24 protein-coding genes and 1 other RNA gene are annotated in these 20,334 nt (G+C 69.9%); 13 read left to right on the top strand and 12 right to left on the bottom strand.

The annotated features are described in order from the left end of the window. Nucleotides 1–63: 63 nt before the first annotated feature. The 6 genes from AAHG09_RS14455 to AAHG09_RS14430 all read right to left on the bottom strand — a co-directional run bounded on the left by AAHG09_RS14455 (nucleotide 64) and on the right by AAHG09_RS14430 (nucleotide 6,400). Entirely contained in the window at nucleotides 64–1,608 is a 1,545-nt protein-coding gene (locus tag AAHG09_RS14455) for a DegQ family serine endoprotease (RefSeq protein ID WP_342108040.1), read from the bottom strand. 109 nt (nucleotides 1,609–1,717) lie between these two features. Beyond that, nucleotides 1,718–2,683: a protease modulator HflC gene (gene hflC, locus AAHG09_RS14450; protein WP_342108038.1), complete on the bottom strand. Its 966-nt coding sequence runs from the start codon at nucleotides 2,681–2,683 to the stop codon at nucleotides 1,718–1,720. Beyond that, nucleotides 2,680–3,864 carry an FtsH protease activity modulator HflK gene (gene hflK, locus AAHG09_RS14445; protein WP_342108035.1) on the bottom strand — a complete coding sequence of 395 codons (1,185 nt, stop codon included), beginning with the start codon at nucleotides 3,862–3,864 and terminating at the stop codon, nucleotides 2,680–2,682. The genes hflC and hflK overlap by 4 nt, the downstream gene beginning before the upstream one ends. Before the next feature lie 282 nt (nucleotides 3,865–4,146). Continuing rightward, nucleotides 4,147–4,638 carry a dihydrofolate reductase gene (locus tag AAHG09_RS14440; protein ID WP_342108034.1) on the bottom strand — a complete coding sequence of 164 codons (492 nt, stop codon included), beginning with the start codon at nucleotides 4,636–4,638 and terminating at the stop codon, nucleotides 4,147–4,149. After that, on the bottom strand, nucleotides 4,635–5,429 hold the full coding sequence (locus AAHG09_RS14435) for a thymidylate synthase (RefSeq protein ID WP_342108154.1): 795 nt from the start codon (nucleotides 5,427–5,429) through the stop codon (nucleotides 4,635–4,637). Before AAHG09_RS14435 ends, AAHG09_RS14440 begins: the two co-directional genes overlap by 4 nt. Nucleotides 5,430–5,506: 77 nt before the next feature. Next, nucleotides 5,507–6,400: a CPBP family intramembrane glutamic endopeptidase gene (locus tag AAHG09_RS14430; protein WP_342108033.1), complete on the bottom strand. Its 894-nt coding sequence runs from the start codon at nucleotides 6,398–6,400 to the stop codon at nucleotides 5,507–5,509. Between AAHG09_RS14430 and ssrA the strand changes: the two genes are divergently transcribed. Then, nucleotides 6,392–6,774: a transfer-messenger RNA gene (gene ssrA / locus AAHG09_RS14425) on the top strand. The genes AAHG09_RS14430 and ssrA overlap by 9 nt on opposite strands. A gap of 66 nt (nucleotides 6,775–6,840) precedes the next feature. After that, nucleotides 6,841–7,467, top strand: coding sequence for an SspB family protein (locus AAHG09_RS14420; RefSeq protein WP_342108031.1), 627 nt, complete (start codon nucleotides 6,841–6,843; stop codon nucleotides 7,465–7,467). Nucleotides 7,468–7,906: 439 nt separating this feature from the next. Here AAHG09_RS14420 and AAHG09_RS14415 read toward each other — a convergent pair whose 3' ends face one another. Next, the gene (locus AAHG09_RS14415) at nucleotides 7,907–9,295 is read right to left on the bottom strand and encodes a cytochrome P450 (RefSeq protein ID WP_342108029.1); all 1,389 of its coding nucleotides are present in this window, start codon (nucleotides 9,293–9,295) and stop codon (nucleotides 7,907–7,909) included. 122 nt (nucleotides 9,296–9,417) lie between these two features. Between AAHG09_RS14415 and fumC the strand changes: the two genes are divergently transcribed. From fumC to AAHG09_RS14395, 4 genes are all read left to right on the top strand, one after another. Beyond that, entirely contained in the window at nucleotides 9,418–10,827 is a 1,410-nt protein-coding gene (gene fumC, locus AAHG09_RS14410; protein WP_342108028.1) for a class II fumarate hydratase, read from the top strand. 60 nt (nucleotides 10,828–10,887) lie between these two features. Further along, complete coding sequence (locus tag AAHG09_RS14405; RefSeq protein WP_342108025.1) at nucleotides 10,888–11,085, top strand: DUF4169 family protein; 198 nt, start codon at nucleotides 10,888–10,890, stop codon at nucleotides 11,083–11,085. Nucleotides 11,086–11,119: 34 nt separating this feature from the next. Beyond that, nucleotides 11,120–11,350, top strand: coding sequence for a ribbon-helix-helix domain-containing protein (locus tag AAHG09_RS14400; RefSeq protein WP_342108024.1), 231 nt, complete (start codon nucleotides 11,120–11,122; stop codon nucleotides 11,348–11,350). A 78-nt stretch (nucleotides 11,351–11,428) separates the two neighbouring features. Further along, nucleotides 11,429–12,046 (top strand): ParB-like protein, encoded by a 618-nt coding sequence (locus tag AAHG09_RS14395; protein WP_342108022.1) that lies wholly within the window; start codon nucleotides 11,429–11,431, stop codon nucleotides 12,044–12,046. Here AAHG09_RS14395 and AAHG09_RS14390 read toward each other — a convergent pair whose 3' ends face one another. After that, nucleotides 12,047–12,430, bottom strand: a complete 384-nt coding sequence (locus AAHG09_RS14390; RefSeq protein ID WP_342108021.1) for a PRC-barrel domain-containing protein — start codon at nucleotides 12,428–12,430, stop codon at nucleotides 12,047–12,049. A 108-nt stretch (nucleotides 12,431–12,538) separates the two neighbouring features. Between AAHG09_RS14390 and mepA the strand changes: the two genes are divergently transcribed. Both mepA and AAHG09_RS14380 read left to right on the top strand, forming a co-directional pair. Beyond that, on the top strand, nucleotides 12,539–13,483 hold the full coding sequence (mepA, locus tag AAHG09_RS14385; protein WP_342108020.1) for a penicillin-insensitive murein endopeptidase: 945 nt from the start codon (nucleotides 12,539–12,541) through the stop codon (nucleotides 13,481–13,483). 49 nt (nucleotides 13,484–13,532) lie between these two features. Next, nucleotides 13,533–13,688 (top strand): hypothetical protein, encoded by a 156-nt coding sequence (locus AAHG09_RS14380; RefSeq protein ID WP_342108019.1) that lies wholly within the window; start codon nucleotides 13,533–13,535, stop codon nucleotides 13,686–13,688. A gap of 319 nt (nucleotides 13,689–14,007) precedes the next feature. Here the strand turns inward: AAHG09_RS14380 and msrA are convergent, their stop codons facing one another. After that, entirely contained in the window at nucleotides 14,008–14,664 is a 657-nt protein-coding gene (gene msrA, locus AAHG09_RS14375) for a peptide-methionine (S)-S-oxide reductase MsrA (protein ID WP_342108018.1), read from the bottom strand. Between the two features lie 176 nt (nucleotides 14,665–14,840). Here msrA and AAHG09_RS14370 point away from each other — a divergent pair, with 176 nt between their 5' ends. Continuing rightward, nucleotides 14,841–15,335 (top strand): PAS domain-containing protein, encoded by a 495-nt coding sequence (locus AAHG09_RS14370; protein WP_412760040.1) that lies wholly within the window; start codon nucleotides 14,841–14,843, stop codon nucleotides 15,333–15,335. A gap of 17 nt (nucleotides 15,336–15,352) precedes the next feature. On the opposite strand, the gene AAHG09_RS14365 is transcribed toward AAHG09_RS14370, so the two are convergent. Then, complete coding sequence (locus AAHG09_RS14365; RefSeq protein WP_342108017.1) at nucleotides 15,353–15,673, bottom strand: PetM family of cytochrome b6f complex subunit 7; 321 nt, start codon at nucleotides 15,671–15,673, stop codon at nucleotides 15,353–15,355. A 159-nt stretch (nucleotides 15,674–15,832) separates the two neighbouring features. Between AAHG09_RS14365 and AAHG09_RS14360 the strand changes: the two genes are divergently transcribed. Continuing rightward, on the top strand, nucleotides 15,833–16,516 hold the full coding sequence (locus AAHG09_RS14360; protein ID WP_342108016.1) for an HAD family hydrolase: 684 nt from the start codon (nucleotides 15,833–15,835) through the stop codon (nucleotides 16,514–16,516). A gap of 394 nt (nucleotides 16,517–16,910) precedes the next feature. Beyond that, entirely contained in the window at nucleotides 16,911–17,207 is a 297-nt protein-coding gene (locus AAHG09_RS14355) for a hypothetical protein (RefSeq protein WP_342108015.1), read from the top strand. A 96-nt stretch (nucleotides 17,208–17,303) separates the two neighbouring features. Here the strand turns inward: AAHG09_RS14355 and AAHG09_RS14350 are convergent, their stop codons facing one another. Together AAHG09_RS14350 and AAHG09_RS14345 are read right to left on the bottom strand one after the other, a co-directional pair. Next, a complete protein-coding gene (locus AAHG09_RS14350; protein ID WP_342108013.1) occupies nucleotides 17,304–18,026 on the bottom strand; it encodes an invasion associated locus b family protein in 723 nt (240 codons plus the stop codon). A gap of 106 nt (nucleotides 18,027–18,132) precedes the next feature. Continuing rightward, nucleotides 18,133–18,414: a hypothetical protein gene (locus AAHG09_RS14345; RefSeq protein WP_342108011.1), complete on the bottom strand. Its 282-nt coding sequence runs from the start codon at nucleotides 18,412–18,414 to the stop codon at nucleotides 18,133–18,135. Nucleotides 18,415–18,875: 461 nt separating this feature from the next. Between AAHG09_RS14345 and AAHG09_RS14340 the strand changes: the two genes are divergently transcribed. Then, the gene (locus AAHG09_RS14340; protein WP_342108010.1) at nucleotides 18,876–19,736 is read left to right on the top strand and encodes a hypothetical protein; all 861 of its coding nucleotides are present in this window, start codon (nucleotides 18,876–18,878) and stop codon (nucleotides 19,734–19,736) included. 195 nt (nucleotides 19,737–19,931) lie between these two features. Then, entirely contained in the window at nucleotides 19,932–20,159 is a 228-nt protein-coding gene (locus AAHG09_RS14335; protein WP_342108009.1) for a hypothetical protein, read from the top strand. Nucleotides 20,160–20,334 lie beyond the last annotated feature (175 nt).

The raw sequence follows: 20,334 nt of genomic DNA, 5'->3' as shown, positions 1-20,334 counted from the left end.
AATGCTCGAAGCCGCCGCTCCTCGCGAAGCGACGGCCTGAGATCCTTCATCCGACGATGCCGCTCAGTCCAGCCCAATTGCCACGAAGCGTACGTCACCCGTCGCGCTGGCCACCAGCAGCAAGACCGACTTGCGCCCGTCCTTCTTCAGGGCATCGATCCGCTTCGTGACGTCGGCCGGGCTGTTCACCGCCTCCTGGCCGACCTCTACGATCACCTCGCCGGGCTGGATCCGCTTGTCGGCCGCCGTCGAGTTCGGATCGACCCGGGTGACGACAACGCCCTTCACGGTGTCCTTGATGGAGTACTTCTTGCGCAGATCGTCGGTCATGCCGGACAGGTTGAGGCCCAGCGCCTGACGGGTCGCGCTCTCGGGCTCCGGCTGGCGCATGTTGGCGAGCTGCGGCTTGTCGCTGTCCTCCAGGCGGCCGAGGGTGACGGGCTTCGTCACCTCCTCGCCCTTGCGCATGACGACCACGTCGACCTTCTGGCCCACCGGGGTGGAGGCCACGATCCGCGGCAGGTCGCCGGAAGCCTTCACCGGCGTGCCGTTGAACTTCAGGATCACGTCGCCGACCTCGATGCCGGCCGTCTTGGCCGGACCCTTCTCGTCGACGCCGGCCACGAGGGCGCCCCGCGCGCCACCCTTCAGGTTCAGCGCCTCGGCGGTGGCGTCATCGACGTTCTGGATGCGCACGCCGAGCCAGCCGCGGCGAACCTCGCCGAAGTCGCGCAGCTGGTCGATCACGGGCTTCGCCGTGTCGGAGGGCACCGCGAAACCGATGCCGACCGAGCCGCCGGTGGGCGACAGGATCGCCGTGTTGATGCCGATCACCTCGCCGTCCATGTTGAACAGCGGACCGCCCGAATTGCCCTTGTTGATGGCCGCGTCGGTCTGAATGTAGTTGTCGTAGGGTCCGGACTCGATGTTCCGGCCCCGGGCCGAGACGATGCCGGCCGAGACCGAGCCGCCGAGGCCGAACGGGTTGCCGATGGCGATCACCCAGTCGCCCGGCCGCATCTTGTCGGAGTTGCCGAACGGCACCGCCTTGAGCGGATGATCGGCCGCGGGCTTCACCCGCAGCACCGCGAGGTCGATCTTCGAATCCTTGCCGACGATCTCGGCCTTCAGCTTGGTGCCGTCGTGCAGGATCACCTGGATGTCGTTGGCATCGCCGATGACGTGGTTGTTGGTTACCACGAGGCCGGCGGCGTCGATGATGAAGCCGGAGCCGAGGGAGTTCGACTTGCGCTGCGTCCGGGGCGCTTCCCCGTCGCCGCCCCCGCCTCCGCCGCCCCGTCCGCCGCGGCGGTTGAAGAACTCCTCGAACAGATCCTCGAACGGCGTGCCCGGAGGCACCTGGGGCCCGGCGCGGCCGCCGCGGGCCTCGACCGTGGTGGAGGCCGAGATGTTCACCACCGCGTCGGTCACCTGCTCGGCGAGGTCGGCGAGCGAGGCCGGGCCCTTGGCGAAGGCCGGAACCGGCAGCGCCGCCGCCGCCACGGAGGCGCCGACGAGGATCGCCGCCATCAGGCTGCGGGCGCGGGAACGGGGCTGCGCCTTGGCGCGGCCGAAGGACGCCGCTGAGGCGCGCGCGACGGAATGCATGATCGACCTCTTCAAGACCGCGTTTCCGGCTCCGCGGATCCCCGGCCGAAGACCGGGGTCCGCGTGTTGTCGCACAAGGTAGTCCCCGGGTGCCGGGGCGCCAACACGCTCAGCGTGCGGTGCCGGCGGTGGACCCGGTGGTCGCGCTCGGATCGGCGGGCCCGCGCGGGGGACGCGCCGCCGCCGCAGCGGCCCGGCCCTGCGGGTCGCTGAAGTAGCGGAAGAAGTCCGTGTTCGGGCTGATCACCAGGCGCGTGTCGGATCCCTTCAGCCCCACCTCGTAGGCCTGCATCGACCGGTAGAAGCTGAAGAAGTCCGGATCTTTACCGAACGCCTCGGCGAGGATCCGGTTCTTGTCCGCGTCACCCTGGCCGCGCAGCTGCTCGGATTTCTGCGTCGCCTCGGCGAGGATCACCGTGACCTCGCGGTCGGCCTTGGCGCGGATCGTGGCGGCGATCTGGTCGCCGTTGGCGCGGATGTCGGCGGCCTCGCGCTCGCGCTCGGTCTTCATCCGCTTGTAGACGGCGGCCGAATTCTGCGCGGGCAGATCGACCCGGGTCATGCGCAGATCCACGATCTCGATGCCCAGGAACTTGGCCTGCCGGTTCACGTCCTCCTGGATCTGGTGCATCAGCTCGCCGCGCTCGGTCTTGACGATCGCGTCGCGGGTCGAGCGGGCGAGGACGTTGCGCAGGCTGGAATTGGTGAAGCTCGCCAACCGCTGGTTGGCCAGCCCGACATTGCCCACCGCCTGGTAGAAGCGCAGCGGATCGAGGATCCGGTAGCGGGCGAAGGCATCGACCTCCAGGTTCTGCCGGTCGGCGGTCAGCACCGTCTGCACCGGCAGGTCGAGGTCGAGCACGCGCTTGTCGAAGATCACGACGTTCTCGACGAACGGCACCTTGAAGTAGAGCCCGGGCTTCTCCTCGCCGGTGGCGTTGAGGACGGCGCGGACGCGGCCGAACTGCAGGACCAGGGCCTGCTGCATCTGGCCGACGGTGAAGATCGAGGCGTAGAGCCCGATCGCGACGATCGCGGCGACCGCGATCAGGCCGGTGCGGAGCGCCTGTTTCATCGGCCGGCCCCCGTCTGGGTCTGGGTCTGGGCCCGGGCGCCGAACTCCGAGAGCGGCAGGACCGGCAGCACGCCGGCCGCGGTCGCGGCGCCCGGCTGCGTCCCGTTCTGATCGATGATCACCTTGTTCACGGAGCCCAGGACCTTCTCCATCGTCTCCAGGAAGATCCGCTCGCGGCTGATCGCCGGGGCGGCCTTGTAGGAGGCGTAGACCTCGCTGAAGCGCGCCGCCTGTCCGGTGGCGTCGGCGGTCGCCTTGGTCCGGTAGGCCTCGGCCTGCTGGACGATCTGGGACGCCTTGCCGCGGGCCTGCGGCACCTCGCGGCTCGCGTAGGTCTTGGCCTCGTTCTGCGCCGTGTCGGCGTCCTGCTGGGCGGCGTTCACGTCGATGAAGGCGGGACGCACCTCCGGCGGCGGGTTCACCGAGACGAGCTGCACCACCTCGATGCGCACGCCCGCGCCGTACTCGTCCAGCGCCTTCTGGACCATCTCCTTCACCTCCTGGGCGATGCTCGACTGCTCATTGGTGAGGATCGCCTGGATGTTGCGGCGGCCGATCACCTCGCGCATCGCGCTCTCGGAGATCGCCTTGATGGTGCCCTCCGGGTTCTGGAGGTTGAACACGAAGTCGGAGGCCTTCAGCGGATTGACGCGCCACTGCACCTCGAAGTCGAGATCGACGATGTTCTCGTCACCGGTGAGCATCAGGCTCTCGTCCGGCACGTCGCGGTTGCGGCCCTGGCCGCCGGGTCCGGCGCGGAAGCCGATCTGGATCGAGTTCTGCGAGCCGACGTCGGGCTTGACCACGCCGCCGATCGGATAGGGGAAGTTGTAGCGCAGGCCTTCGCCCTTGGTGCCGACATAGCGGCCGAAGATCGTCTCGATGCCGACTTGCCGCGGGTAGACGGTGTAGAAGCCGGTGGCGAGCCAGACCGCCACGGCAAGCGCCGCGATCACTGCCGCGCTGCGGCCGCCGCCGAGACCGGTCGAGCCGCCCCCGCCATAGCCGCCGGTGCCGCCGCCGCCCGGAATCAGGCCGCGCAGCCGGTCCTGCCCGCGGCGGAGCAGATCCTCAAGGTTCGGCGGCGTCTTGCTGCCGTTGCCCCACGGACCGCCACCACCGCCGTTGCCGCCGGGCCGGCCCCAGGGGCCTCCGCCGCCGCTCTGATTGCTCCAAGGCATCCTAGCCGTCGTCTCCCGCCTGTCCGCGCCCGACCGACGTGCCGGTCAACGCCCCTTGCCTGAACGGCCACGCTCGCCCGCCTAGTCCCACCTCCCGGGCAGATCGCACCGCGATCCGCCCTGGCGGAAGGCCTAAACACTTGCACGGGCGCATCTTCCCGCAGGATGTGCAGGCCCGACGTGAGCACGCGCACCCGACAGGCACCTGCGGGTGCATGCCCCGTGCTGTCAAGGCTGGCAGGTGGGCATGCGCAGCGCAGAAGGCAAATGCGGCGGCGCGCCTCAGCGCACGCGTTCCCAATCCACGAACGCGAAGGCGTGCTCGTCGCGCGGGCCGGCGGGGTGCGCCTCGCGCAGGGTTTCGCGGAACCGGGCTCGGTCGAAAGCCGGGAATCGGACGTCGCCCTCCGGCTCCGCATCGACCTCCGTGAGGTAGAGCCGATCGGCCTGCGGCAGGGCGAGGGCGTAGATCTCGGCGCCCCCCACCACCATCAGCTCCGTGCCGGCGGCGGCCGCCAGCGCGGCCTCCCAGTCGTGAACGACCTCCGTGCCCTCGGCCCGGAAGCCGCGGTCGCGGGTCAGCACGAGGGTGCGGCGTCCCGGCAGGGGCCGGCCGATCGAGTCCCAGGTCCGGCGGCCCATCAGCATCGGCTTGCCCATGGTGAGGGCCTTGAACCGCTTCAGGTCGCTCGACAGGTGCCATGCGAGGCCGTTGTCGCGGCCGATGACGCCGTTGCGGGCGACGGCCGCGACCAGGGAGACGATCGGCCTCATACCGCCACCGGCGCCGAGATAGCGGGGTGCGGATCGTAGTTCTCGATGGCGATGTCCTCGTACCGGAAGGCGAACAGGTCGCGCACCGCCGGGTTGAGCCGCAGCTGCGGCAGCGGGCGCGGCTCCCGGGCCAGCAGGGTCCGGGTCTGCTCCAGGTGGTTCCGGTAGAGATGCGCGTCGCCGAAGGTGTGGACGAAGTCGCCGACCCCGAGGCCCGTCACCTGGGCGATCATGTGGGTCAGGAGCGCGTAGCTCGCGATGTTGAACGGTACGCCGAGGAAGGCGTCGGCGGAGCGCTGGTAGAGCTGGCAGGAGAGCCGCCCCTCGCTCACGTAGAACTGGAACAGGCAGTGGCAGGGGGCGAGCGCCATCCTGTCGAGGTCGGCCGGGTTCCAGGCCGAGACGATCAGGCGGCGGGAATCCGGGTTGCGCCGGATCTCGTCGAGCACCCACGCGATCTGGTCGACCGTGCCGCCGTCGGGCTTCTGCCAGGAGCGCCACTGCTTGCCGTAGACGGGCCCGAGGTCGCCGTGGGCGTCGGCCCACTCGTCCCAGATCGTCACGCCATTCGCCCGGAGCGCCGCCACGTTGGTGTCGCCGGCCAGGAACCAGAGCAGCTCGTGGATGATCGAGCGCAGGTGCAGGCGCTTCGTGGTGACCAGGGGGAAGCCCGCCGACAGGTCGAAGCGCATCTGGTGGCCGAACACCGAGAGCGTGCCGGTGCCGGTGCGGTCCTCCTTGGCGGCGCCTGCGTCGAGGATGCGCCGGAGCAGGTCGTGATAAGCGTCCATCCGCCATTCCTGCGCGTCGGCGCGCCGCCCGGCAAGTTCGCCGCCGACATATACACCGGCGTCGCGCAACATGGTGATCAGCTCGGCCACAGCAGGTAGGTCACGAGCGCGAGGTTCGACCAGCCGTGGAGCGCGATGCCGGGCCAGAGCCGCCCGGTCCGCCGGCGCAGCCAGCCCAGCGCGAAGGCCAGGGGCAGCAGCGAGACCGGCCGGGCCAGTCCCCAGGACGAGACATGGGCGGCCGCGAAGATGAGGGCGGTGACCAGGATCGCCCCCATCGGCCCCACGGCGGCCTGGGCGCGGGCGAAGGCCTCGCCGCGCAGCAGTAACTCCTCGGCCACGGGCGCCAGGATCGTGAGGTAGGCGAGCCACGCCGCCACCGCGGCCTGGCTCATGAACGGCGAGAGCCGCACGTGCTGGCCGAAGCTCGCGCCGAACAGTTCCGCCGTGCCGGTCACCCAGGCGATGTGCAGCACCGGCCAGACGAGGAGGATCCCCAGCAGGATGACGGGCCGCATCCCGTTCGGTCGCTCCCGGTCGAGGGCGAGGCGGCGGCGCCACCCGGCCCGGTCCCGCAGCCACGCGCCCCCGATCACCAGAAGGGCGAGGAAGACCTGCCGCAGGGCGTCGACCGCGAAGGCCCGGTGGGCGAGCTCCACGGCTCCCAGGAAGGGGCGCCGCTCCGGCGGGAGGAACGGGTCGATCCCGTTCCACAGATCGAACCCGACGCGCACGGCGGCCAGCGACAGCAGGCTCGCCGCGCCGAGATACAGGACCACGAGCCCGATCAGGGCGCCGAGACGCCAGGTCGCGGTCCAGACCCGGTCGAGACGACCCCGCCCGTCCGGCGCGGCGGCAGGCGCGGCGACATGGGCAGCGACATGGGCAGCGACATGGGACTGCGCACTTCCGGCAACATCCTCGGCCGGAGGCGCGATAAGAGGCGCTGGCGCGACACGATCGGGCTTCAAAACCGGACCGATCCCCTCTATATCTCGGGAGCCGGTCGCGAGGCCGGCTATGGCGATAAACGTTCTTCGCAATAAACCTATCGGACCCGGGGGCGGTACCCGGCGCCTCCACCCGAACCCAGGACATGCTGCCGCAAGGCACGTGATCGGAAGCCTGGGCTCCGGCGGGGGCGAAATAGGATCGACGAGGGCGTAAAGGTTGGACTTTCGCTCGGCATGGTTCCGCCGTTATCGGGCCTTTGCAATAGTTGCCAACGACAACTTTGCTCCGGTGGCGGTGGCCGCGTAAGCGGTCCCCAATACCGAATTGAAGTCCTAGCGGGTAGCACCGCATAGGCGGGGTTCGGAGGCACCTGGCAACAGAAGCCTCCCCTTCCAATTCCTCGGTCCGGCCATCCGCGGCGGGGCGCCGGGCAGACCGGGCGAGAGCGCGACCGCAGATGGCAGACGACCTGATCCGCTACGATCTCCTGGTACAGGACGCCCTGCGCGGCGTGGTGCGCAAGGTGCTGACCGACGCGGCCCGCGAGGGGCTGATGGGCGAGCACCATTTCTACGTCTCGTTCCGGACGGAGGCGCCCGGCGTGCGGATGTCGCAGGCCCTGCGCGAGAAGTATCCGCAGGACATGACGATCGTCCTGCAGCACCAGTTCTGGGACCTGAACGTCACCGAGCACGCCTTCGAGGTCGGCCTGTCCTTCTCGGGCGTGCCGGAGCGGCTGCTGGTGCCGTTCGACGCCCTTTCGGGCTTCTTCGACCCCTCCGTACAGTTCGGCCTGAAGTTCGATCTCAGCGAGGCCGGCGAGGCGCCCGAGGAGGCGAACGCTACCCCGGCCAAGGCCGGCCCGCGCGGGGCAGGCTCGGAGCCCGGCGAGGTCCGGCCCAAGGGCGCCGATGTCGCCACGATCGGTGCGGCTGCGCCGAAGGGCCTGCCGGCGCCCGCGGCGGCGAGCGACAAGGGCTCGCCCAAGCCGGACGAGAAGGCCCCCCGCCCCGCCGCCAAGAAGGACGGCGAGGAGGCCGGCGCCGAGGTCGTGAGCCTGGACGCGTTCCGCAAGAAGAGCTGAAGTCTTCCGAGGCCGAATCGACGGCCTGGGGATTTTAGGGGTTGATGTAGGGATCGCGCAGCCGGGTCTATCGGCGGGCGAGCGGAAGCACCGCGCCAAGCGATTCAGCGAGGGCGTCAAGCTGGCCGCAACATTCTTCAACGCGACGGCAATCCTGGCACTCGGAACAGCGTTCATCACGCCGCTCGTTCAACACCCGGCCGACGTATTGACCAACAACGGCTGGGCTTTTCTTCTCGCTGCCTTCCTCCGACATCTGATTGGACAAACCGCGATTCGGTTGATCCTACGGGCCGAGGCGTAGCGGAATACCTCAGAGCTACGCGCTTCAGATCCTAGCCCTCGCCGTAGCCATATCGGCGCTTGGCCTCGGCGGTCTCTTTATTGCGTCACGCCTCTACGACCGCAAAACCCGTCAGCTCGAGGCGCGGCGGGGCGATTAACCCCGCCCCTCGGCCTCCATGCGCAGCCCGTGCTCCGGCCGCAGCGTCACCCGGTGGAGCGGCGTGACCGGCGGATGATCGGCCGGCAGGTGGAACCGCACCGCCCGCACGATATGCGCCAGCAAGATCACCGCCTCCTGGACCGAGAAACTCTGCCCGATGCAGACCCGCGGCCCCGCCCCGAATGGCAGGTAGGTGAAGCGCGCGATGCTGTCGCGGTTCTCGGGCAGGAACCGCTCCGGCACGAAGGCCTCGGGATCGTCCCAGAGCAGCTGGTGGCGGTGCAGAACCCAGGGGGCCACCATCACCAGCGAGCCCCGCGGCACCTTGATCCGGCCGAACCGGTCGTCCCGCAGCGCCTGCCGGCTGAGGAACGGCACCGGCGGGAACAGGCGCATCGCCTCCTCGATCACCGCCCGCGTGTAGGGCAGCCGCTCCACGGCAAAGTCCCCCGGCCCGGCGGCGTCGACCTCGGCCTCGAGCCGGGCCTGGGCGGCGGGATCCTGCGACAGGCAGTAGAGCGTCCACGTCAGGGAGTTGGCGGTGGTCTCGTGGCCGGCCGCGATGAAGGTGACGATGTTGGCCTTCACGGCGAGGTCCGAGAGGCCGTTGCCGGTCTCGGGATCCTGCGCGGCGAGCAGCAGCGTGAGCAGATCCCGCGGCGCCTCGCCCTGTGCCATCAGCGCCTTGCGCCGGGCGATCAGCTCGTCGACCACCTCGGCGAAGAAGCGCCCGGCCGGGCGCGCCCGCAGGCGGCCGATCCGCGGCACGAAGTCGGGCACGCCGAACACGTCGAGGGGGTCGATCGGCCCCACCGCCTCCAGGAAGCGCGTGATCGCGCGCCCCAAAGCATCCGGATCGCTCGGCAACCCGCTCGTGAAAATCGTCCGCTCCAGCACGTCGAGCGTGACGCGGGTCATCTCCAGGGCGACGTCGACCTGTTTGCCGGCCCGGCGGGCGAGGCGACGACCGAGGCGCGCGCCGGCGGCGTTCATCGCATCGGAAAAGCCCTGGACCGTGCGGGCGTTGAAGATCGGCGCCAGTGTCCGGCGCTGGAGCCGCCACTCGTCGCCCTCGGCGCTGAGCAGGCCGTTGCCGAGGCCGGGGGCCAGCACCCGGCGCTGGAGGTCGTCCTTGCGGTAATTCTCGGCCTTCTCGATCAGCACCGTGCGAATCAGCGCTGGGTCGCTCACCAGGGTGATCCGGCCCATCGCCCCCTCGGCCGCCACCACCGGCAGCTTGAAATGCACGTCCATCCAGGTGGTGATCGGGTTCTTCCGCGCCGCCCGCAGGAATTCGAACAGACCGAGCGGCTCCTTCAGCGGGGGCGGCACGGTCGGGCGGAACCGGGTGGCGGGCTGGGGCAGGTCGATCGTCGCGCTCATCGGCTCCTTGTCCGGCGGGAACAGAGCCCCGCCCTTGTCGGTGCGCCGGCACAAACCGGCATCGCGATTCAGCCGCGCCTCATTTAAGTAGGCACCGCACTGCACCAGACGTAGAGGCCACGATGTCGCCCACCGAGACCGCCACCCGCACCGAGTCCGATACCTTCGGTCCGATCGAGGTTCCGGCGCATCGCTACTGGGGCGCGCAGACGCAGCGCTCGATCCAGAACTTCAAGATCGGCACTGACCGGATGCCGGCCCCGCTGGTGCATGCCCTCGGCCTCGTGAAGCAGGCCGCCGCCCTGGTGAACAAGGATCTCGGCGCCCTCGACGCGAAGCTCGCCGACGCCATCGCGGCCTCGGCCGCCGAGGTGGTGGAGGGCCGCTACGACGACGAGTTTCCGCTGGTCATCTACCAGACCGGCTCGGGCACGCAGTCCAACATGAACGCCAACGAGGTGATCGCGAGCCTCGCCAACGAGCGGCTGGGCGGCCAGCGCGGCGGCAAGTCGCCGGTCCACCCGAACGACCATTGCAACCGCGGCCAATCCTCGAACGACACGTTCCCGACCGCCATGCACATCGCGGTCGCCCGCGAGATCCAGGGCCGCCTGCTGCCGGCACTGTCCCACCTGCACGGGGCCCTCGACGCCAAGGCCAAGGCCTTCGACGCGATCGTCAAGATCGGCCGCACGCACCTTCAGGACGCGACGCCGGTCTCCCTCGGCCAGGAATTCTCGGGCTATGCCGCACAGGTCGCGCTCGGCGGCTCGCGGGTCGCCGCGACCCTGCCGGGGGTGCTGGCGCTCGCCCAGGGCGGCACCGCAGTCGGCACCGGGCTCAACGCCCATCCCGAATTCGCCGAGCGCTTCGCCGCCAAGGTCGCGGAGCTGACCGGCCTGCCCTTCACCTCGGCCGACAACAAGTTCGAGGCGCTGGCCACCCACGATGCCTTGGTGTTCACGCAGGGGGCGCTGGCCGCGCTCGCCGCAGGCCTGTTCAAGATCGCCCAGGACATCCGCTTCCTCGGCTCGGGCCCGCGCTCCGGTCTCGGCGAACTGTCGCTCCCTGAGAACGAGCCCGGCTCCTCGATCATGCCCGGCAAGGTCAACCCGACCCAGTGCGAGGCCCTGACGATGGTCTGCGCCCAGGTGATCGGCAACGGGACCACGGTGAGCTTCGCCGGCTCCCAGGGCAATTTCGAGCTCAACGTGTTCAAGCCGGTGATCGCCAATGCGGTGCTGCAGTCGATCCGCCTGCTGGCCGACGCGGCGATCAGCTTCACCGACAATTGCGTGGTCGGCATCAAGGCCAACGAGGACAAGATCGCCGACCTGATGAGCCGCTCGCTCATGCTGGTGACCGCGCTGGCCCCCTCGATCGGCTACGACAAGGCTGCCGAGATCGCCAAGACCGCGCACAAGAACGGCACCACCCTCAAGCAGGAGGCGCTGCGCCTCGGCTACGTGACCGAGGAGGAGTTCGAGCGCGTCGTCCGGCCGGAGACCATGCTGGCCCCCAGCGCCGATTGATTGTTGAAATTTGGCCGGCGCGGATGTCCCGCGCCGGTTGCCATTGCCGGGAGGCGATTCGTGGCCGAGATCATCAACCTGCGTCAGGTCCGCAAGGCGAAGGTCCGTGCCGAGGCGGATGCCAGGGCCGAGTCGAACCGGATCGCGTTCGGCCAGCCGAAGAAGGCCAAGACCCTCCAGCAGCGGCGCAAGGCCCTGGAGACCGAGCGCCACGAGGGCCACCGGCTCGATCGGCCCGATTCCGATCCGGCGGAATGAGGGTCCGTTCGGACGCCTATACCGCTGCCTCCGCATGAGCACCGGCCTCACCAAGCATTCCGTGATGATCGCGGGTCACCGCACTAGCGTGTCCCTGGAGGATCCGTTCTGGACGGCCCTGCGCGAGGTCGCGGCGGCGCGGGGCCAGTCGGTCCAGGCGCTGATCGGCGCGATCGATGCCGGGCGCGGCGGCCAGAACCTGTCCTCGGCGATCCGGGTGTTCGTGCTGGAGGCCGTGCGCAGGCCGCCGATCCAGCAAACGTGACCGCACGCCGGATTGACCTTCCGGTCGTCCGCGCTTTGTGACATCGGCGCGACAGAACCACGCAGGACTTGCGACTCGATGACCACACGCGAACCGCTGCTCAAGCCCGTCCCGATCGCGGAGCTGCGGCCGACCCAGATGACCGTCGGCTACCGGGAGGTGGCGGAGAAGCGCCGCCGCTGGCGCGCCTATGACGGCGACAAGAAGCGCGAATTCCTCGGCGCGCATCAGATCCCGACGGTGCTGGGCCCGAAGAAGCGCCACTATGTCGTCGATCACCACCACCTCTCCCGCGCCCTGCAGGAAGAGGGCGTCAAGGACGTGCTGGTGACGGTGATCGCCGACCTGCACCACCTCGAGAAGGATGCCTTCTGGACGGTCTGCGACCACAAATCCTGGGTCTATCCCTACGATGCCGAGGGCGTGCGCCGGGATTTCGACGATCTCCCGAAGACGATCGCCGACCTGGAGGATGATCCCTTCCGCAGTCTCGCGGGCGAACTGCGCCGGGCCGGTGGCTTCGCCAAGGACACGACGCCGTTCAGCGAGTTCCTGTGGGCGGATTTCCTCCGGCGCAACATCAAGGAGAAGCGGGTCGAGAACGATTTTTCGGCCGCACTGGAGAAGGCCATGGCGCTGGCCAAATCCAAGGAGGCTGGCTACCTGCCCGGCTGGTGCGGCCCCTCGAAGGGCTGATCAGATCCCCCAGTAGGGCGCCGCGTCGTAGTAGCGGTGGATCTGCTCCTCCCAGGCGCCGTCCGCGGCCGGATCGGTGCCCTCGGGGGTGCGGGCGGGGGCGGCGCGCAACTGCTCCTCCGTGAGGTCGAGCACATAGGCGTCCTGCCGGGGCTCGAACCGGAGCACCGACCAGGGCAGGGTATAGAAATCCTCGCCGAGCCCCAGGAAGCCGCCGAAGCTCATCACCGCGTAGGCGACCCGGCCGGACGCCTTGTCGAGCATCAGCCGCTCGATCCGGCCGACCCGGGTCCCGTCCGGGCGGCGCACATCGGTGCCGATGACCCGGTCGCTGGCGATCAGGCGGCGGGGTTCCCGTGGGGCGGGCTGGCCGGTCGCTGTCATGGGCGCCTCCCGATCGCGTGCGTGCCTCTGCCTGAAAAACGCCCCGGGCGTGGGTCACGTTCCGGCACGCACCCGCGCCCGCCCTCTCAGACGGACGACCCCCACCGCATGCCGATGCCGCGCCTCGCTTCACCCCTGGCTTCGACCCTGACCCTCGGCCTCGCGCTCGCCGCCCTGCTCCTGCCGGCCGCCGCGCAGGCGCAGGACCGCGGCAGCGTCAGCCCGAAACCCCTGCCGCCCCTGGAGCATCCGGACGCGCCCTCGACACCCGCCAAGGCGCTGTTCGGCCGCGTCACGAAGGCGTCCACGGGACCGGCCCACATCTACGGGTTCTACGCCAAGGGCTGCTTCGCCGGCGGCGAGGCGCTGCCGCTGGACGGGCCGAACTGGCAGGTCATGCGCCCGTCCCGCAACCGGATGTGGGGCACGCCCTACCTCGTCGATTTCGTCGAGCGCCTGTCGCAGAAGGCCGCCCGGGTCGGCTGGCCCGGCCTGCTCGTCGGCGACATGGCCCAGCCCCGGGGCGGCCCGATGATCACCGGCCACGCCTCGCACCAGATCGGCATCGACGCCGATGTCTGGCTGACGCCGATGCCCGACCATCGCATGAGCCGGGCAGAGCGCGAGGAGACCTCCGCCACCGACATGGTCCGGCCCGACCGCCTCGACATCGACCCGCAGGTCTGGACGCCCACCCACCTGCAGCTGATCAAGCTCACCGCCGAGCAGCCGGAGGTGGAGCGCATCTTCGTCAACGCGGCGATCAAGAAGGCGCTCTGCCGCGATGCCGCCGGCAGCCGCTGGATGTCCAAGGTGCGCCCGATGTACGGGCACAACTACCACTACCATATCCGGCTGGCCTGCCCGGCCGGCCAGGACGATTGCCAGCCGCAGGCCCCGCCCCCGGGCGGCGACGGCTGCGACGACCTCGGCTACTGGTTCTCGGACGCGGTGCTGCATCCGAAGCCCCCCAAGGTGCCGCCCAAGCCCAAGCCCGCCATGACCATGGCGGCGCTCCCGGCGGCGTGCCGGGCGGTGCTGAAGGCGCCGTGAGGCGATCGGGGGCAGTTCCCGAACCGGCGCGATGTGCTAACGCCCCGGGATGCCCCGCTGGCTCTTCCTCATCCTCGCCACCGCCGTCGCCCTCTCGGTCCTGGGCAGCGTGCTGATCGTGCTGCGAAGCCCGAACAGCACGCCGTCCCTCAGGGGCGAGGCGGCCGCTCCCGGCCCTCAGCCGAAGCCCGGCGGCAGCCCGTGAGGGCAGCGCTTCGCGGTGTCTGGCCGCGTGCGCGTCGTGGGGCCAGCCGCCTGAGTCAATGGCACACGGCCCTTTCCCGGACAGGTGAAGCGAAGCGGAACCTGATCCGGGACCCAGCACGAGGAGCGCCGCGTCAGCGGCACAGGTCGATTCAGATCGACGCTTCGCGGAGTTCCGGTCTGGATCCCGGGTCGCATTCCGCTGGCGCTGCATGCGCCCGGGAAAGGGTTGCGTTCCAGCTACGAGGGATGGCGTCGAACGGCCCCGATGTGAGGCCGTCGGACCTCTGCAAAGACCGCGACAGCGCGACCCGTGAGGATCAGGCGGCGACGCCGGTCCCCACCGGGCAGCTGACGCCGGTGCCGCCCAGGCCGCAATAGCCGCCCGGGTTCTTAGCCAGGTACTGCTGGTGGTAGCCCTCCGCGAAGTAGAAGTGCTCCAGCGGCTTGATCTCGGTGGTGACGTCCGGGAAGCCGCGCTGCCGCAGCGCCTCCGCGTAGGCCTCGCGCACCGCCCGGGCGGTCGCCTCCTGGGCCGGGCCGTTCGTGTAGATGCCTGAGCGGTACTGCGTGCCGACGTCGTTGCCCTGGCGCATGCCCTGGGTCGGATCGTGGCTCTCGAAGAAGGTCCGCAACACCGCGTCCAGCGGCAGCACGGCCGGATCGAAGGCGACCAGCACGACCTCGTTGTGGCCGGTCTGGCCGGTGCAGACCTCCTCGTAGGTCGGGTTCGGAGTGTAGCCGCCGGCATAGCCCACGGCCGTCACGAACACGCCCGCGGGCAATTGCCAGAACCGGCGCTCGGCCCCCCAGAAGCAGCCGAGCCCCAGGACGATCGTCTCGGTGCCGGGCGGATACGGACCCTTGAGCGGGTTGCCGTTGACGTAATGGGCCTCGACCGTGGGGAGCGGCGTCGGGCGTCCCGGCAGGGCCTCGGCGGGGCTCGGCATCTCGGGGCGCTTGCGGAACAGGAACATGGGCTTGCCTTCCGGTCTCAGGAGCGACACCCCATATGGGGACGCGGCGCCGCGCGAGAAAGCATCGGCCCAGATCCCGGCACGAAACCTTGTCGCAGGACTGGACCTCGCCCGCGATTTACGGCTTGTAACCTCCTTGAGAGGCTCATGAGCCGTCATTGCGGGGGCAGAGCGGGATGGATACGGGCTGGACCGCCACGAGCCACGTGCCGGACAACCTGAAACCGGAATCGCACCGGGGCGACCCCTTCGCCGCCGCCGTGCGGGCGACCCGGATGCCGATGATCGTCACGGATCCGAGCCAGTACGATAACCCGATCGTCTTCGCGAACGACGCCTTCCTCAAGCTCACCGGCTACACGAGGCTCGACGTGACCGGCCGCAACTGCCGGTTCCTGCAGGGGCCCGAGACCGACCCGGCCGCCATCGACCGGCTCCGCGCGGCCATCCAGCAGGAGGCCGACATCCGGGTCGATCTGCTCAACTACCGCAAGGACGGCTCGACCTTTCACAACGCGCTCTATGTCGGGCCGGTGCGGGATGCCGCGGGCAAGGTGGTCTACTTCTTCGCCTCGCAGCTCGACGTGAGCGAGCACTATGCCCTGACCGCCGAGATCGAGCGGCTGAAGGGCGAGCTGGCCGAGGTCAGGACCCGGCTCGGCGATCGGTAGGGACCAGCGGGCCGCCCTCAGGGCTTCGTCAGGAAGCCGATCGGCTCGCGGCCCGGCTGGCCGAGCCAGAGCAGCGCCGCGCCGAGGCCCAGCCCGATCAGGGAGGCCGGCGCCAGGGTGAGCGGCAGGCCCAGCACGTGCCAGAGCCAGGGGGCCGCCCCCTCGACGCTGCCCTGCAGGGCACCGGCCCGGTCCTTGAACAGGGCGGCGATCACCTCGGAGAGCGGCGTCACCCGCAGGCCGTTGTTGGCGATGGAGCGGGCGCCGTCATAGACCAGCGCGACGAAGCCGCCGGCCATCAGCAGGAAGCCCAGGACGCGGACCAGGAAGCGGATCATCGCGGACGTCTTCGAAGCCTCTCACGCGCCCGGCCGGCGCCCGCCCCGGAGTATGGGTCCCGGCCGCCGGGTGCAAGCGCCGGCAACCCGCGGTTGCCGGGCCGGGGAGCCCGTGCCACAGGCAGCGGGCGGCGGCGGGCCGTGCGGGAACGGTCGGCCTTGGACGCGCACGCGACGAAACACCCCCTCGGTCTCGTCATCTTCGATTGCGACGGCGTTCTCGTCGACAGCGAGCCCCTGAGCCTCGCCTGCCTCACGGCCGGCCTCAACCGGATCGGCGTGGCGATCGACTTCGCCACCGTGCGGGCGCGCTTCACCGGCACTTCCATGCCCTCCATCATGGCGCATATCGCCCGGGATTACGGGGTCACGGCCCCGCCGGGTTTCGTCGAGGCGGTCAAGGCCGAGACCCTGGCGCTGTTCGACACCGAGTTGCGGGCGATGCGCGGCGTCGCCGAGGCGGTGGCGGTCCTCGGGCTGCCGATCTGCGTGGCGTCGAGCAGCGATCCGGTGCGGCTGCGCCATTCCCTTACGCTGACCGGGCTGCTGCCGCTGTTCGGCGCGCACGTGTTCTCCTCGGCCCAGGTGTCGCGGGGCAAGCCCTTCCCGGACCTGTTCCTGTTCGCCGCCGATCGCATGGGGTTCCCGCCCGGCGCCTGCCTGGTCATCGAGGACAGCGTGCCCGGCGTCACGGCTGCCCGGAGCGCCGGCATGCGGGTCGCCGGCTTCACCGGCGGCGGCCATTGGGGGCACGATCCCGCGGGGGCCGACCTCGTGCACGCCGGCGCCGCCCGGATCTTTTCCGATTTTTCCGATCTGGCCGCGGTGATCGCGGAGGCCTGACCGCGTTCATCTCCGGGGCGCGAAATCGGGGCCGCTTCCTGCCAAGCGCGGCCCCGAAAACGGAAATCGCGTCCGTTGACGGGCGCTGGCGGTGTCGCCATCTTCGGTCGTGCCAGCGCGGGACCATTCCCGCGTCGGTCGCGGTGATTTGAGAAGCGTAGCTTGCGCCGCGTCATCAAACGCTAAAGCGCTGCGACGGCCCACGCGCCGCGCGATCCTTCAGTCTGGAGGACGTCCGATGTCGAAACGCCCCCCTTGCGACGACCCCATGCTCCCGAACGTGCCCTGCTGCCGCGCCCAACGTCGGCGCTGTCGACGCTGAGGCGTCGACCATCATCCAGCAGTCATCGCGATCCGGCATGGCTCCACGCCGGCCCAGGGAGTTTCACGTGTCATGCACAGTCTCTTTGCAGACCTCACGCCCGGAGATGGCCTGAAGACGGCCGATCCGGCCTCCATGCCCCTGCCCGGGCCGGCCGGGCCGCCGCGGGTCATCGAGATCGGTGAGATCACCGCCGGGATCGCCGTGCCCGAAGGGCGCGGGGTCCGGTTCTTCTCCTCCGCCCGTGATTTCGACGGCCTCGACGGTACCCTCTTCCGCACCGCCGAGCAGGCGACCCGCGCGGCCCGGGATCGCGTCCGTGCCCACGCCGGCCCCCGGCGGGATCGGGTCCAGCTCCGCCGCGCCTGACCGGCCTGCCGGGCCGAGGGCTCTCCGCCGGAGCAGCGACGCTTCGGCGGGGGGATCAGATCCTCGGGGCCATGGGTTCTTCGCCGCCCGGCGACCCTACCGCCCGCACTCCTCGCGGGTGCGCTTCATGGCCTCGGCGAAGCCGCCGAGGGCGTACTCGTCGCTCGTGGGATTGCCGCGCATCGAGGTGGTCTTGATGGTCAGCTTCGGATTGCGGGCGCTCATCTCCGACACGACCCGGGCCTCCTCGGCCGGGTTCTGCAGCCACGCGTTCCCGTCCTTCACCACGAGGCCGTAACGGCTGGTGCCGAGATTGAGGCTCGGATCGGTCGGCGCGGCGGCCGAGCCGGGCTTGATCTGCGAGGCCGCGGGCTTCGACGGGAAGCCCAGCATCACCGCCACCTCGTTCTGGACGTTCTCGCCCTTGCGCACGCTCACGAACAGGTAGGCGGTATCGCGCTTCAGGGTCTTGGGCGAGCGGGTCTGGGGCTGCGCGATGGCGTAGCAGAGCTTGTTGCGGCCGTCGCCGTTCACGAACACGTTCCAGTCGCCGAAAATCGCCACCGGTGTCGCCTGCTGCATGCCGGGGGGCGTCGCCGCCTTCTTCTCGGCGCGGGCCGGCCGCTGACGGCCGCGCCGGCGACCGCGCGAAGCCGGGGCGGCATCATCGCCACTCGTGTCGACGGCGGCATCCTGCGCCTGTGCGACCGTGGCGGACAGGCCGGGTGCGCCGACGAGCCCTCCGAACAGACCGGTGACGAGCGCGGACGAGAACAGGAGAAGGGCTCCGACCGGGAGCAGGCTTGGGACGCGGACCATCTTCACTTCCTGACGGCGGGCGGCCGTCTCGAGGGCCGCACCGGGGTTCAGGATTAGTGAAGCTTGCGTAAAGCGTCGGCAAGATGGCGAGGGAACGCCGTCACCGTCAGATTGCGCGGGCCTCGGCGGCCTGGGCCGCGATCACGACGGCCGCCGCTGCGACCGGTTCGACCGTCTCGCCGATGACCGAGGGAACGGCATTCGGCTGGGCCGGCACGGCGCGCCTGCGGGGCGGATCGTTGTAGGGGGTGTTGTAGCCCTTGCGCACGGCAGCCCAGTAGGACTCCCGCGTCAGGCCCGAGCCAGTCAGGGCGGCATCGATCATCGCCGTCGCCCGTGCCGCGAGATCCGGCACCTCTTCTGGCTGCAGCCAACTCTCGACAGGCATCCTGCGCACTCCGTTCCAAACGGCGAAGCTTCTAGCTGATCGGACCTAGCCAGACGGTGAACGCGCCCGATCGCAGATGGTTGCACTGCACAATTCGGTAGCAGGCCTGTGGGCAAGTCCGCTCCTCGGGCTGCCGGAATGGGGCTGATCCTGCCCGGATCCGGCCGCCCCATAGCCTCGGACAGGCCGAAGCAGGCGGCCGAGAGAATCGATTGACGCCAGATCTCAAGATTTTATGCGCACGTCAGCCAATTTTGAAGGCTTCATGATTATAGTTGCAGGCTTTCACAGCGATTGGTTCATCAGATAATTGTGTCAGATGATCCGAAGATGCGGCCGTCGTCATTTGCAAATCTCACGAAAAGCCGACAGTTTTGCTTTCCGAAGCGCGTGATTCTGCGATCGAAACAAGGGCCGCTCATAGGAGCGATGACGCCGCCATGGTGGGAGCCGTGAACAGGATGGCGCCGGTCCCGGCGGCCCAACGCCAGGCCGCGGCGATCCGGCCTTCGGAGCCGGGCACGGGTCGCGCGCGCGGGGAGGACCGCAGGGTCGATGCGGCCTCGGAAGCCCTGAATTGCGCCCGACGGACCGAGATGGAGAGCCTGTTGGCCTCCATGGCGGCGGCGCCCCCCGGTGCCGACAGGATGGCGGCTCAGGTCCTGCAGACAGCGGAGCGGAAGCTCGTCCGGCTCAAGGCGGAAGCCCGAGCGGCCGCGGCCACCGGCGATCGGAAGGCCGCGCGCGCCATCGCCCGGGATCTGGCCGTGCTCGCCCGCCAGATCGCCGATGCCGCCCAGGATTACGCCGTCGCGCAGGCGCGGCCGGACGTGGTGTCGCCCGCCCTGGGCAAGGCCGCCGCACGGATGAACGCCGCCAGCGCCCCGCCCGAGGCCAGAGGCGGGATCGACGCGGGGACCCTGGTCGGAGTGGCCGCGGTGGCGGCGGCCGAGGTGGCGGAGACCGCCGCCGCGCCGGACGAGGCGGGCACGGCGCAGCCGGCTTCCACCGCAGTGGATGGTGAGAGCGGCCCGACTCAGCAACCGGCGGACCAGGGCCTCGCAACCATCACCCCGGCTCCGTCCGGTTCGGGCGGCGCGCCCGAAGAGGGCATCCTGGTCAAGGCCCTCAGGCTGTTCGAAGACGCCGTGGATCTGTTGCGCGCCCTGGAAGGGGTGGCGAGCCGACGGTCGACCTGGGCGGGCCGCATCGGGCTGGCCGCTCCGATGGTGCTGCCGGTCTGGCCCGTCGCGATCGGATCCGCGGTCACGGCGCAGACGGCCGGCGGTGGCCCGGTACTGGTGGTGGCTCATGGTCGGTGAAGACCGGGGTCCGGCATCGGATCAAAGCGCCTGCTTGGTGATCCGCGCGGTCATGGATGCCCTCGATGGGTCGGACGTACGGGGGCGAAACCGACACGATCACCCCGATGCGCCACATTGGCTTCACCGCATCGGCCGCCAAGGGCAGGCGCCGCGAGGCTTGAAACACTCGACACAGACCTAGGAGACGACACCATGGACAAGATCAGTGCGACAACGGCCCACTCTTCTGCGCATCAACCGCCCAGCATCGAAAAGGCACATCAATCCGCCAACAAAGACGCCGAGGCTGAAGCCATCAAGCGTTCGGAAGAGGCTGAACGCGCCAAGAAGGTCATCGACAGCCGTCCGTCGCAGGCGCATCTGAAATTTCAACAATCGTTATACGCCACACACGGCGCACCCGACGTCAGGAATTCCTGACCCAACGCCGAGCTACAGCGGGCGCGCGCCAACGCGGTACGCCGTCGGTGCGCGGGCGGGAATGGCTTTCGAAGGGCGCGCAGCCCTTTGACGGGGTTCAGGACGGCATCCAGAAGACATCGATCGGTCCCGTGACCCGCAGAGGCGACGATTCCCGGCCCCGACCACACATCGC

It is taken from the genome of Methylobacterium guangdongense (assembly GCF_038442355.1).
Lineage (GTDB): Bacteria > Pseudomonadota > Alphaproteobacteria > Rhizobiales > Beijerinckiaceae > Methylobacterium > Methylobacterium guangdongense.
This window is presented reverse-complemented; position numbering and strand designations above follow the sequence as displayed.